The following is a 13,460-nucleotide window of genomic DNA, read 5'->3' as shown; positions in this document are numbered from 1 at the left end:
TAAAAAAAGCGCCCGTAGGCGCTTTTTTAGGAGAGCGGCTTAGCTTAGCCGATGTACTCCAGACCTTTCATATACGGACGCAGCACCGCAGGGATCTCGATGCGGCCATCAGCCTGCTGGTAGTTCTCCAGCACAGCGACCAGCGTACGCCCTACCGCCAGACCAGAGCCGTTCAGAGTATGCACCAGACGGGTTTTCTTGTCGGCTTTGCTACGGCAGCGAGCCTGCATGCGGCGCGCCTGGAAATCCCACATGTTGGAGCAGGAGGAGATTTCACGGTAGGTATCCTGCGCTGGCAGCCACACCTCCAGATCGTAGGTTTTGCGCGCGCCGAAGCCCATGTCGCCGCTGCACAGCAGCACTTTACGGTACGGCAGGCCTAACAGCTGCAGCACCTTCTCAGCGTGACCGGTCATCTCTTCCAGCGCATCCATGGAGTCTTCCGGACGCACGATCTGCACCATCTCAACTTTATCAAACTGGTGCATACGGATCAGGCCGCGGGTGTCACGTCCATAAGAGCCCGCTTCTGAGCGGAAGCACGGCGTATGGGCCGTTAACTTCAGCGGCAACGCCTCTTCTTCGAGGATCTCATCACGCACGAGGTTGGTCAGCGGCACTTCCGCCGTTGGGATCAGCGAGTAGTTGCTGCTCTCCGCCTCTTCGTCCAGAGGACGCGTATGGAAGAGATCGCCACCGAATTTAGGCAGTTGGCCGGTACCGTACAGGGTGTCCTGGTTAACCAGGTACGGCACGTAGTTCTCAATATAGCCGTGCTGTTCAGTATGCAGATCGATCATGAACTGGCTCAGGGCGCGGTGCAGGCGGGCAATCTGCCCCTGCATCACCACAAAGCGGGAGCCGGTCAGCTTCACCGCCGCGGCGAAGTCGAGGCCTTTGGCCATCTCGCCCAGCGTGACGTGATCGCGGACTTCAAAATCAAACTTACGTGGCTCACCCCAGCGGCTCACTTCCACGTTTTCGCTGTCGTCTTTACCGAGCGGCACACAGTCGTCCGGCAGGTTCGGCAGGGTCAGCGCGATGTCACGGATCTCCGCCAGCAGCGTTTCAAGCTCGGCTTTGGCGGCATCCAGCTCTTCGCCCAGCTTGTTCACTTCCAGACGTAACGGCTCAATGTCTTCCCCACGCGCTTTCGCCTGGCCAATGGATTTCGATCGCGAGTTACGTTCCGCCTGCAGGTTTTCCGTGTCGACCTGCAAAACTTTACGACGCTCTTCAAGAGCGCGCAGTTTATCTACATCCAGCTTAAAGCCCCGGCGTGCCAGTTTTTCTGCGACTGCGTCTGGCTCGGTACGCAGCAGATTGGGATCGAGCATGCTTATCCTGTGCTTATCGAATTGATATTAGAGGGAGTGGCCGCAGACGCAGCCACAAGAATTCACAGGTAACCTTACCGCAACGCCTCAATTAGCGATAGCGTTTTGTGGGGCTTTTATTGTCCTGATCGGCCAGCCAGGCGAGCTTTTCGCCAATCTTGCCCTCAAGACCTCTGCTGGTGGGATGATAATAGCGCGTTTGTGCTATTTCAGGCGGGAAGTAGTCTTCACCTGCTGCATAGGCGTTAGGCTCATCGTGGGCATAGCGATACTGCTGACCGTAGCCCATCTCCTTCATCAGCTTGGTTGGCGCATTGCGAAGGTGATCGGGCACGTCATAGTCTGGCTTATCGCGGGCATCGGCCATCGCCGCTTTGAAGGCGGTGTAGACGGCGTTGCTTTTAGGCGCGCAGGCAAGGTAGACAATCGCCTGAGCGATAGCGCGCTCCCCTTCTGCCGGACCGACGCGGGTAAAGCAGTCCCAGGCCGAGAGTGCAACTTGCATCGCGCGGGGATCGGCGTTGCCGACGTCCTCAGAGGCGATCGCCAGGCAGCGGCGTGCAACGTAGAGCGGGTCGCCCCCGGCGGTAATAATGCGGGCATACCAGTAGAGGGCGGCATCTGGCGCACTGCCACGGACAGATTTGTGCAGGGCCGAGATGAGGTCGTAGAAGCGATCGCCTTTGTTATCGAAACGCGCGCTGCGCTCCCCAGCAATCTCCGTGAGAAGCTCGGGCTTCAACACCCGCTTGCCGCTCTCGTCGACCTCGGCCATGTCGGCCATCATCTCCAGCGTATTCAGGGCGCGTCGGGCATCACCGTTGACCAACTGGGCGATAGCTAGCCGGGTCTCATCCGGCAGGACGATATTCTGCCCGCCGTAGCCGCGCGTTTTATCGCTGATGGCCTGATCCAACACCAGCTCAATATCCTCAACGGAGAGGGATTTCAGCAGATAGACGCGGGCGCGAGAGAGCAGCGCTGAGTTAAGCTCGAACGAGGGGTTTTCGGTAGTAGCACCGATAAAGGTAATAGTGCCGTCTTCAATATGCGGCAGGAAGGCATCCTGCTGGCTTTTATTGAAGCGATGGACCTCGTCCACAAATAGAATGGTGCGGCGGCCAGCGTTACGCCGCTGGCGTGCGCGCTCGATAGCCTCGCGGATCTCTTTCACCCCGGAGGTGACCGCAGAGATGCGCTCAACGTCGGCGTTGGCATAGTGGGCAATAACCTCAGCAAGGGTCGTCTTGCCGGTTCCGGGCGGCCCCCAAAGGATCATCGAGTGCAGATGCCCAGCCTCGATAGCGCGCGGCAGCGGCTTACCGGGCGCCAGCAGATGCTGCTGCCCGATATACTGCGCTAAGTTTTCTGGCCGCATACGGGCGGCCAGAGGTTGAAACGCGTTGTCTGAAAAATCGAGCGATAGATTGCTCACTCAGGCCTCTACTTGCGTTGATCGTCCACCGTTACGCCCTGCGGCGGGGTAAAGGTAAATTTAGAGGGATCCACAGCGCCATTCTGCTGAGACTGCAGCTGATACAGGCTGCGCTGATCGTCCTGCTCAACGGCGCTGAACTGATTAATAGTACCGTTCTGGCTCACGTTAATGGTGAACTGCTTCAGGTTACCATTTTTGCTTTTCGGGGTGAGCACGAAGTCGTTACCGGTTTGCTTGATGTTGTACTGCTGCCAGTCGCTGGTCTGGTTACGGGCAATCAGCATGAACGGCGTATTGCTGGTTGCCGAGTCGAGATTGGTGGCCGTTGCCTGCTCAACGAACGGGTTATAGAACCACAGGGTTTTGCCGTCGGAAACCAGGATGCTTTCATCCGGCTGCGTCATATGCCAGTTAAACAGGTTCGGGCGCTTGACCCATAAATCCCCCTGACCTTCCTGCACTGCCGCGCCGCTGCCGTCGATCACTTTTTGCGTGAAGCTGGCATGGAAGCTGCTCACTTTATCGAGGCGGCTTTTCAGATCGCTGGCGGCGTCAGCCCAGACGCTGCTGGCTACCAGGGAAGAGAGTAATGCACAGGTCATTGCGATTTTTTTCATTGTTATTCCTTTAGCTACGTCTGCTACGTCACTCCCGATCCGGGAGAACCTCTGACACTCATTGCAGGCTAAACCGGCAAAGAGTGAAAGAGGAAAAAGCTGATTTTTGACGAATTTACCCAAATTTGCACTTGGAAACGCTACTCAAACGGCGGCGGAGCCAGTACCTCACGGTTACCATTGTGCCCCGCCTCGCTGACGATGCCCTGGGCTTCCATCTGCTCGATAATACGCGCCGCGCGGTTGTAACCGATGCGGAACTGACGCTGCACGCCGGAGATCGAGGCCTTGCGCTTCTCGGTCACAAAGTTGACCGCCTGGTCGAACAGCGGATCCAGCTCTTCACCGGAATCCAGCCCGCCACCGCCGCTTTCGCTTTCGCTGTCAGAGGTGATGCCCTCGACATACTGCGGACGACCACGCGCTTTCCAGTCCTGCACCACGGCATGAACCTCTTCGTCACGGACGAAGGCACCGTGCACGCGCACCGGCGCTGAGGAGGAGTTAGGCCCGGAGTAGAGCATATCCCCCATGCCCAACAGCGACTCCGCGCCGCCCTGATCGAGAATGGTGCGAGAGTCAATTTTGCTCGATACGGTAAAGGCGATGCGCGTCGGGATGTTGGCCTTGATAAGGCCGGTGATCACATCCACCGACGGACGCTGGGTAGCCAGCACCAGGTGAATACCGGCAGCACGCGCCTTCTGTGCCAGACGGGCGATGAGCTCTTCAACTTTTTTACCTACCGTCATCATCAGGTCGGCAAATTCGTCTACCAGCACAACGATGTACGGCAGCTTCTCCAGAACCGGGTGGGTGGCGTCCATGCTGTCGCCCGGCTTCCAGTACGGATCCGGGATCGGGCGGCCCATGCGTGCAGCTTCCGCGATCTTCTCGTTGTAGCCTGCAAGGTTACGTACGCCGAGCGCGGACATCAGCTTGTAGCGACGCTCCATCTCGTTAACGCTCCAGCGCAGGGCGTTGGCAGCGTCCTTCATGTCGGTCACCACCTCGGTCAACAGGTGTGGAATACCTTCATAGACCGACAGCTCAAGCATTTTCGGGTCGATCATGATGAACTTCACCTCTTCCGGCGAAGCTTTGTAGAGCATGCTGAGGATCATGGCGTTGACCCCCACCGATTTACCCGAGCCGGTGGTTCCCGCAACCAGCAGGTGCGGCATTTTCGCCAGGTCGGCAATCACCGGATCGCCCGCGATATCTTTCCCCAGTACTACGGTCAGCGGTGATGGGTTCTCGCGGAATTTGGCGCAGTCCAGCACTTCACGCAGGTAGACGGTCTGACGTTTTTTATTCGGCAGCTCAAGGCCCACGTAAGGCTTACCGGGGATCACTTCCACGACGCGGACGGCCACCGTTGACAGAGAACGGGCCAGATCGCGGGAGAGGTTAGAGATACGCGCTGCTTTCACGCCCGGCGCAAGGTTAAGCTCAAAGCGGGTGATAACCGGACCCGGCGAGTAGTTCACCACGTCAGCCTTAATGCGGAAATCGTTCAGGCGAGCTTCAACCAGGCGCGCCATCTGCTCCAGCGCAAAGGTATCTACCGGTTCCACTTCCGACGGCGGCTGGGTCAGCAGATCCAGCGATGGCAGCGGCGTTGTCGGGCGCTGCGCTGGACGGCTATCGCCGTTACGCATCAGCAGCGGATGGATCAGGCTGTCCTGCGGGGCTGGCTGCGGCGCGACGGGCTGCTGCACAGGCTGATACTGCTGCTGTGGCTGTTGCTGTACCGGCGCAGGCGCGACAGGCTGCTGGTAGTGCGGCTGTACTGGCGCAGGGGCCGCAGGCTGCTGATAGTGCGGCTGCTGGGGCTGTACCGCCGCGGGTGCAACAGGTTGCTGATAGTGCTGCTGTGGCTGCTGCACAGGAGCCGACGGCTGAACAGGCTCTTCCGGCGGTAGCGTAAAGAGCGGCTCGCTCGGGCCATCGTCTACCAGCGCTTTCATTGGCGAAAACTCAAAGTCGGCCAGCGAGAACGGATTTGCCGACGGCGGCTGTTCGGCTGAGTAGCGCTGCTGCTGCGAGGCGGCGAACTGGCGGGCCAGCTCCGCTTCGGCGGCATCGTCTTCATCGTCCTGCCATGCATCACCATGCCCTGTGTTGGCGTGCACCTCGTGCTGATACTCTTCCCCATAGCGTGACTGCTGGGAAGCGGCAAACTGGCGCGCCAGTTCGTCCTGATGCAGCGTATCCGCCTCGTCATCGCTAAACGGCTCCGGCTGCTGCTCGGCTTCACGGGCGGCGCGCTCCTCAGCGATACGCTGCGAAGGAAGCTTAATGCCGTAGGAGGCCAGCTCGCGGCGGGTTGGCACGCGGACTCGGTTGGGACGCGGCAGCTGCGGGCCAATACCCTCTTTAACCTGTGGACGCGGCGCACCGCCGTCGGCCAGGCCGAACGCAGGTGCCGCAGCAGCAGACGCGGCAACGGCAGTGACTGCTGCTGCGGCCTGTTTAACATCGGGTACGGCTGGCGCAAAGGTCGGCTCTGCCATCGGCGGCGGCGTGACAGGCGCAGCGGGTGCGGGAACAAACGGCTCTGGCGCAGCGGGTTCGGGAACCGGCTGGTACCAGGCTGCAAGCTGCTCGCGTTCGCGGGCGCGTCGCTCCTCAACCTCTTCAAAATAGTAGAGCGGCGGACGGGTATGCTTAACCTCTTCCTCTGGCTCTGGTTCCGGCTCCGGCGCTGCTACAGCAGGCTCTGGCATCTGTGCAGGCGCAGCGGCGACGGGCTCCTGATGCCAGACGGGCGCAGGTGACCAAATGGGCTCCGGCTGCGGCGCAACGCTGGCGACGTGCATCTCGGGTGGATTCTGTGCCTGCATCGGCGGAACATAGTGTTGCTGGGGCTCGGCAGGAGCAGGCTGCCACTGGGTTTCAGGTGCAGGCTCAGAGAAGGTAGCAGCGGTCGGGATGGGGGCGGTCTGCGTAACCGGCGGCGTAGGCATGACCGGCTGCGATGGCGCAACGTGTGCCTGGGCATCGGCGGTAGCCAGCGCGGCGGCGGCCAGCGGCTCTGCTATGCTCGGGCCATTCAGCAGCGGATCGTACTCGTCATACTGCTCGCCCTGGGTGGCACGGTGGCCGGAGAAGAGCACGTCGTTAGGATCGGCGGCGACGCCACGGGCGCTGTACTGCACCTCTTCTTCATCGTCCATGCGCCTGCCCGAGAACAGTGCTGCATCGGTTTTACGACCGAGCGGGTTGGCAAACTTCTCTGCCACACGCTTACGGCGGGCGAGAACGCCACGCATAATGCGGGTACGGCGAGACTCGCGCCGTTGCACGGCTGGCTCGTCATCGTACTCCTCTTCGTCTTCATACTCTTCGTCATCGACCCAGGTATCATCCCGACGGGTACGGTTGCTGGCGAAGGTGAGAATATTGAGCAGCACGCTGCCGATCTTCTCGGCGATGCTAACCCACGACCAGCCGGTGAACAGCGTCAGCCCGGCAGCCCAGACGCAGAGCAGCGCGATGGTGCCTCCGCTGCTGTGCAGCAGCGGCATCATGGTGGTGCTCAGCAGGCTACCAATCACCCCGCCGGAGGCAAAGTACCAGATGTCGTCAGCGTTGATAGCGGCCAGCCCGCAGGAGGTGAGGATCAGCGCCAAAACGCCAATCAAACGCAGCGAGACGGCGAAGTAGTCGATATAGTCTTCGTTGGCACGGTGCCGCCAGGCAAACCAGCAGCCGCCGACAATCATCACCGGTATGGTGTAGGCCATGACGCCAAAGATGAAAAATAGCGTATCGGCAAGCCACGCGCCCGGCGCGCCACCCAGATTATGGATAGGTTCGTGCCATGCGGTTTGTGACCAGCTGGGATCGGAAGGGTTGAAGCTGAGCAGTGCGGCCATCAGCCAGACTGCAAACAGGGCGACAAGTATCAGTAACGCCTCAAGGAGCCGGCGTCCGCTGCTTAACTTGCTTAATGTGACTTCTTTGTCTTCAGTATATTCCTGGCTCAAGAAAGGCTCTCCAGGTCCTTGATGCTAAAACGGAGAACAGTGTCAGGTTGCCCTGACACTGCTGCTGTATGGATTACCAGGAGTGTAATCAAACTGCGTCGATTTTGCACCTGTTCCGTGTTAGCGGGTTTTAATCACCAGACGATTGCTCTGTTTGACCTCTTCCATTACCACGTAGGTACGCGTGTCGTTGACGCCCGGCAGACGCAGCAGGGTTTCACCCAGCAGTTTGCGGTAGGCCGACATATCCGGCACGCGGGTTTTCAACAGGTAGTCGAAATCACCGGAGACCAGATGACACTCTTGAATTTCTTCAAGTTTTTGTACTGCGGCGTTAAATTGCTCAAACACATCCGGCGCGCCGCGATTCAGAGTAATCTCAACAAATACCAGAAGTGATGCATCCAGATAATGCGGGTTCAGCAGTGCGGTATAGCCCTGAATGAAACCCTGTCTTTCCAGTCGGCGCACGCGCTCAAGGCACGGCGTCGGAGAAAGTCCCACTCGCTTTGAAAGCTCGACGTTTGAGATCCGCCCATCCTTCTGCAATTCATTCAGAATGTTACGATCGATGCGGTCGAGATCTTTGCCAGGGCGCTTTTTGCTATCTACCATTATTATTGTCTCTCTGTATTCCTTCCCTACTCCTGTCTTGACCCTGTGCACTTCACTGTTCAGAGTCTTTGCCCGTCGCTATACATTCCGCATTATCATTATTTGCGCGGAGCATAACGGGGCCTGCATTAAGAAGACGGTTGCCAGCCGCAGCCAGAGAGATTGCACAGAGTGTCTGTCCACGCCCTGTACTATTTCACTGGCCCTGTTAAGCGCATCTTTATGCGTGATTTTGTCCCACGCGCGAAACGCTGCTCTTGTCTTCTTCGAATGTTTTCGCAAATGCGCAGCGGATTGTCAAAGTAAAACATCGTTTTTTAGTACAACATGCCAGATATTCATCATCGACCCTCCCCAAACCTCATGGAATCTTCTTATAACACTACCAATTTCAGTAGATTTTGTTATAGCCGTAGAGAGTAAAAGGGTCTACGCCATTGGCCGCGCCTATTGCACATATCGTTAACAAAACCGTCATGCTCTTTTTTTACCGCCGTAAATTCCCTACAATCCTGCCCATTGTCTGCCAACAGCAGTCTCTGCCACCAACAATGGGGATCTCATGGGCACAGCTAAACATTCTAAGCTGCTTATTCTTGGTTCTGGACCTGCCGGTTACACCGCTGCGGTCTATGCCGCACGCGCTAACCTTCAGCCGGTACTGATTACCGGTATGGAAAAAGGCGGCCAGCTGACTACCACCACCGAAGTGGAAAACTGGCCGGGCGACCCGCACGATCTGACGGGGCCGCTGCTGATGGAGCGTATGCACGAGCACGCTGCGAAGTTTGAGACCGAAATTCTGTTTGACCACATCAGCAAGGTCGATCTGCAGAACCGTCCGTTCCGCCTGACCGGCGACAGCGGCGAGTACACCTGCGATGCGCTGATCGTGGCGACCGGCGCGTCTGCCCGCTACCTGGGCCTGCCTTCTGAAGAGGCGTTCAAGGGCCGCGGCGTCTCCGCCTGCGCCACCTGCGACGGTTTCTTCTACCGTAACCAGAAAGTCGCGGTTATCGGCGGCGGCAACACGGCGGTTGAAGAAGCACTCTACCTGGCGAACATCGCCTCTGAGGTGCACCTGATCCACCGTCGCGACACCTTCCGCGCGGAGAAGATCCTGATCAAACGCCTGATGGACAAAGTGGCAAGCGGCAACATCGTGCTGCATACCCACCGTACCCTGGAAGAGGTGACCGGCGACCAGATGGGCGTGAGCGGCCTGCGCCTGCGTGATACGCAGAATGCCGATAACGTCGAGTCGTTAGAGGTTGCGGGCCTGTTTGTCGCTATCGGTCACAGCCCGAACACGGCGATTTTTGACGGCCAGCTGGAGCTGGAAAACGGCTACATCAAGGTGCAGTCCGGTATTCACGGCAATGCCACCCAGACCAGCATCCCAGGCGTATTTGCTGCGGGCGATGTTATGGATCACATCTACCGTCAGGCGATTACCTCTGCGGGCACCGGCTGCATGGCCGCGCTCGATGCAGAGCGCTATCTCGACGGGCTGGCTGAACTGTCCAAATAATCTTTACAAGTCAGTAACAAAGGTAAAAAAGGCGACTATGAGTCGCCTTTATTTTTGTCCCGTTGTAACATTGCGCAGCTCAAAAATCTGACAAGCCACCTGCTAAGCGCGCAATGAATAAAACCCGTCAACAAGAATTAACCCGCTGGTTAAAACAGCAAAGTATTTTCTCCCGCCGTTGGCTGCTGGCGTCACGCCTGCTCGGTCTGGCGAGCGGTCTGCTGATTGTTGCCCAGGCCTGGCTGCTGGCGCGCATTCTCAACCATCTGATCATGGAAAATATCCCGCGCGAGGCGCTGCTGCTGCCGTTCGTGCAGCTGGTGCTGGTGTTTGTCCTGCGCGCCTGGGTGGTCTGGCTGCGCGAGCGTGTCGGTTTTCACGCGGGCCTGCACATCCGGTATGAAATTCGTCGCCAGGTGCTCGACCGCCTGCAGCAGGCGGGGCCGGCATGGATCCAGGGGCGACCGGCGGGCAGCTGGGCCACGCTGATCCTTGAGCAGATTGACGATATGCACGACTACTACGCCCGCTATCTGCCGCAGATGGCGCTGGCGGTGAGCGTGCCGCTGCTGATCGTGATTGTCATTTTCCCCTTTAACTGGGTTGCGGCGCTGATCCTGCTGGCCACGGCCCCGCTGATCCCTACCTTTATGGCGATGGTGGGCATGGGCGCTGCCGATGCTAACCGCCGCAACTTCAAGGCGCTGGCCCGCCTGAGCGGTCACTTTCTCGATCGCCTGCGTGGAATGGAGACGCTGCGCATTTTTGGCCGCGGCGCAGCAGAGACGGACACTATCCGTAAAGCCTCGGAAGATTTTCGCAGCCGCACCATGGAAGTGCTGCGCCTGGCGTTTCTCTCCTCCGGCGTGCTGGAGTTCTTTACCTCGCTCTCTATTGCTCTGGTGGCAGTTTACTTTGGCTTCTCCTACCTTGGCGAGCTGAACTTCGGCCACTATGGCACCGGTGTAACGCTGTTCTCCGGTTTCCTGGCCCTGATCCTGGCCCCGGAGTTTTTCCAGCCGCTGCGCGATCTAGGCACCTTCTACCATGCGAAAGCGCAGGCCGTCGGCGCGGCGGATAGCCTGAAAACCTTCCTGGAGACACCGCTCGCTCATCCAGAGCGTGGCGAAGCCGTGCCGGACGATAGCAGCGGCATCAGCCTCTGCGCCCGCGATCTCTGGATCACCTCCCCTGAAGGTGCTGTGCTGGCCGGACCGCTCAACTTTACCCTGCCCGCAGGCCAGCGCGTGGTGCTGGTGGGTCAGAGCGGCTCGGGTAAAAGCTCGCTTATCAATACCCTCTCCGGCTTCCTCTCCTACCGGGGGTCGTTGCAGATTAACGGCACCGAGCTGCGCGATCTTAACCCTGAGGCCTGGCGTCAGCGCCTGAGCTGGGTGGGGCAAAACCCGCAGCTTCCGGCGGCCACGCTGCGTGAAAACGTGCTGCTGGCGCGTCCCGATGCCAGCGACGCGGAGCTTAACGCCGCCCTGGATAGCGCCTGGGTGAGTGAATTCCTGCCGCTGCTGCCACAGGGGATCGACACGCCGGTGGGTGACCAGGCGGCACGGCTCTCCGTCGGCCAGGCCCAGCGGGTGGCGGTGGCTCGCGCCCTGCTTAATCCTTGCCAGCTGCTGCTGCTGGATGAGCCTGCCGCCAGCCTGGATGCGCACAGCGAACAGCGCGTGATGCAGGCATTAAACGCCGCCTCCCTGCGCCAGACCACGCTGATGGTCACTCACCAGCTGGAGGGGCTTGCCGACTGGGATGCCGTCTGGGTCATGCAGGATGGATCGATCGTCGAACAGGGAACCTTTGCCGAGCTCTCCGCCGCCAACGGGGCCTTTGCCGCCCTGCTCGCTCATCGTCAGGAGGAGATTTAAATGCGCGCGCTAATCCCTTTTCTTGCGCTCTATAAGCGCCATATCTGGCTGCTGACGCTCGGCGTGGTGCTGGCGATCGTCACCCTGCTGGCGAGTATTGGCCTGATCACCCTCTCAGGCTGGTTCCTCTCCGCCTCGGCGGTGGTTGGCGTGAGCGGGCTATACAGCTTCAACTACATGCTCCCCGCCGCCGGGGTGCGCGGCGCGGCGATTACCCGTACGGCAGGACGCTACTTTGAACGGCTGGTGAGTCACGATGCGACCTTCCGGGTGCTGCAGCACCTGCGCGTATCGACCTTTAGCAAGCTGCTGCCGCTCTCCCCCGCCGGGCTGGCGCGCTTCCGCCAGGGCGATCTGCTTAACCGCATCGTGGCGGACGTGGATACCCTGGACCATCTCTACCTGCGGGTGATCTCTCCGCTGGTAGGGGCGCTGGTAACCATTGTGGTGGTGACGATTGGCCTGAGCATTCTGGATGCCACCCTGGCCCTGACCCTCGGCGGCATTATGCTGCTGACGCTGCTGCTGCTCCCGCCCCTGTTCTATCGGGCCGGTAAACCCACCGGCGAGAAGCTGACCACCCTACGCGGTGAGTATCGTCAGCAGGTAACAAGCTGGCTGCAGGGCCAGGCGGAGCTGACGATCTTTGGCGCAAGCGAACGCTATCGGGCGCAGATGGAGAACACCGAGCTGAGCTGGCACGATGCCCAGCGCCGTCAGTCAGAGCTTACCGCGCTGTCGCAGGCGGTGATGCTACTGATCAACGCCGTCGCCGTCCTCGCCATGCTGTGGCTCGCGGCGGGTGGCGTTGGGGGCGATACCCAGCCTGGGGCACTGATTGCGCTCTTTGTCTTCTGTGCGCTGGCCGCCTTTGAGGCGCTGGCCCCCGTGACGGGGGCGTTTCAGCACCTGGGGCAGGTCATTGCCTCGGCGGTGCGGATCACGCAGATTACCCAACATCCACCCGAGGTGCGCTTCAGTGAAAACCAGACGCCGCCGCCAGCCCAGGTGGCACTGACTCTGAATAACGTTAGCTTTAGCTACGCCCAGCAGCCGCAAAAGGCGCTGGACGCCCTCTCATTACAGATCAACGCCGGGGAGCACGTTGCCATTCTGGGACGCACCGGCTGCGGTAAATCCACGCTTCTGCAGCTGCTGACGCGCGCCTGGGATCCTGTTGCAGGCGAGATTGCCCTTAACGGCCAGCCGCTAGCGTCCCTGAGCGAATCTGCCCTGCGGGCGGCGATTAGCGTCGTGCCCCAGCGCGTGCATCTGTTTAGCGCTACCCTGCGTGATAACCTGCTGCTGGCCTCGCCGCAGGCGACGGATGATACCCTCGCGGCGGTGCTCACTCAGGTGGGGCTTGAGAAGCTGCTGGACGACAGTGGGCTAAACAGCTGGCTCGGCGAAGGCGGTCGTCAACTCTCCGGCGGCGAGCTGCGGCGGCTGGCGGTAGCGCGCGCGCTGTTGCATGATGCGCCGCTGCTGCTGCTGGACGAGCCTACCGAAGGGCTGGATGCGACCACCGAGAGTCAAATTCTTGATTTACTTGAGCGAGTTACCCAGGGTAAAACCGTGCTGATGGTGACCCATCGCCTGCGGGGATTATCGCGTTTCGATCGCATTATTGTGATGGACAATGGTCAAATAATTGAGCAAGGTAATCACACAGCGTTACTGGCCAAACAGGGTCGTTATTACCAGTTTAAGCAACGGCTGTAGAGGAGTGACCAGGCACGGGGTGCCTGGTTCTATGGATTAACTATTGTTGCGTTGCGGAGCGTTGTCGCTATGCGCCTGGTTCAGCTATCTCATCACTCTCTTGCATTTCCCTCCCCGGAGGGAGCGCTGCGTGAACCCAACGGCCTGCTGGCGCTGGGAGGCGATCTCAGTCCGGCTCGCCTGCTGCTGGCCTATCAGCAGGGCATCTTTCCCTGGTTTTCAACGGGCGATCCGATCCTCTGGTGGTCCCCCGATCCCCGGGCGGTGCTGTGGCCTGACCGCTTTCATATAAGCCGCAGCTTGAAACGCTTTCATAAAAACTCGCCCT

The 13,460-nt window shown here is 59.6% G+C and carries 8 protein-coding genes and 1 pseudogene; 4 read left to right on the top strand and 5 right to left on the bottom strand.

The window, feature by feature from the left end:
• Positions 1-44: 44 nt before the first annotated feature.
• The 5 genes from serS to lrp all read right to left on the bottom strand — a co-directional run bounded on the left by serS (position 45) and on the right by lrp (position 7,999).
• Entirely contained in the window at positions 45-1,337 is a 1,293-nt protein-coding gene (gene serS, locus FN633_RS06245) for a serine--tRNA ligase (RefSeq protein WP_154057118.1), read from the bottom strand.
• Positions 1,338-1,428: 91 nt separating this feature from the next.
• Positions 1,429-2,772, bottom strand: coding sequence for a replication-associated recombination protein A (locus tag FN633_RS06240; protein WP_154057117.1), 1,344 nt, complete (start codon positions 2,770-2,772; stop codon positions 1,429-1,431).
• Positions 2,773-2,780: 8 nt separating this feature from the next.
• Positions 2,781-3,392, bottom strand: coding sequence for an outer membrane lipoprotein periplasmic chaperone LolA (lolA, locus tag FN633_RS06235; RefSeq protein WP_154057116.1), 612 nt, complete (start codon positions 3,390-3,392; stop codon positions 2,781-2,783).
• Between the two features lie 140 nt (positions 3,393-3,532).
• Positions 3,533-7,384, bottom strand: a complete 3,852-nt coding sequence (gene ftsK, locus FN633_RS06230; protein WP_154057115.1) for a DNA translocase FtsK — start codon at positions 7,382-7,384, stop codon at positions 3,533-3,535.
• 120 nt (positions 7,385-7,504) lie between these two features.
• A complete protein-coding gene (lrp, locus tag FN633_RS06225) occupies positions 7,505-7,999 on the bottom strand; it encodes a leucine-responsive transcriptional regulator Lrp (protein ID WP_000228469.1) in 495 nt (164 codons plus the stop codon).
• 562 nt (positions 8,000-8,561) lie between these two features.
• Between lrp and trxB the strand changes: the two genes are divergently transcribed.
• From trxB to FN633_RS06205, 4 genes and pseudogenes are all read left to right on the top strand, one after another.
• On the top strand, positions 8,562-9,530 hold the full coding sequence (gene trxB / locus FN633_RS06220) for a thioredoxin-disulfide reductase (protein WP_042392401.1): 969 nt from the start codon (positions 8,562-8,564) through the stop codon (positions 9,528-9,530).
• A 113-nt stretch (positions 9,531-9,643) separates the two neighbouring features.
• The gene (gene cydD, locus FN633_RS06215) at positions 9,644-11,410 is read left to right on the top strand and encodes a heme ABC transporter permease/ATP-binding protein CydD (RefSeq protein WP_154057114.1); all 1,767 of its coding nucleotides are present in this window, start codon (positions 9,644-9,646) and stop codon (positions 11,408-11,410) included.
• A complete protein-coding gene (gene cydC / locus FN633_RS06210) occupies positions 11,411-13,132 on the top strand; it encodes a heme ABC transporter ATP-binding protein/permease CydC (protein ID WP_154057113.1) in 1,722 nt (573 codons plus the stop codon).
• 69 nt (positions 13,133-13,201) lie between these two features.
• Positions 13,202-13,460 (top strand): annotated as a pseudogene (locus FN633_RS06205) (leucyl/phenylalanyl-tRNA--protein transferase); the annotation flags it as partial.

Origin of the sequence: Pseudescherichia vulneris, from assembly GCF_902164725.1 — a bacterium.
GTDB lineage: Bacteria > Pseudomonadota > Gammaproteobacteria > Enterobacterales > Enterobacteriaceae > Pseudescherichia > Pseudescherichia vulneris.
Note: the sequence above shows the minus strand (reverse complement) of the source record. Positions and strands in the feature narration are given on the sequence as shown.

Coding starts and splice junctions, on each gene's coding strand:
- serS (WP_154057118.1), bottom strand. CDS start 1,337: ATGCTCGATCCCAATCTGCTGCGTACCGAGCCAGACGCAGTCGCAGAA.
- lolA (WP_154057116.1), bottom strand. CDS start 3,392: ATGAAAAAAATCGCAATGACCTGTGCATTACTCTCTTCCCTGGTAGCC.
- lrp (WP_000228469.1), bottom strand. CDS start 7,999: ATGGTAGATAGCAAAAAGCGCCCTGGCAAAGATCTCGACCGCATCGAT.
- trxB (WP_042392401.1), top strand. CDS start 8,562: ATGGGCACAGCTAAACATTCTAAGCTGCTTATTCTTGGTTCTGGACCT.
- cydD (WP_154057114.1), top strand. CDS start 9,644: ATGAATAAAACCCGTCAACAAGAATTAACCCGCTGGTTAAAACAGCAA.
- cydC (WP_154057113.1), top strand. CDS start 11,411: ATGCGCGCGCTAATCCCTTTTCTTGCGCTCTATAAGCGCCATATCTGG.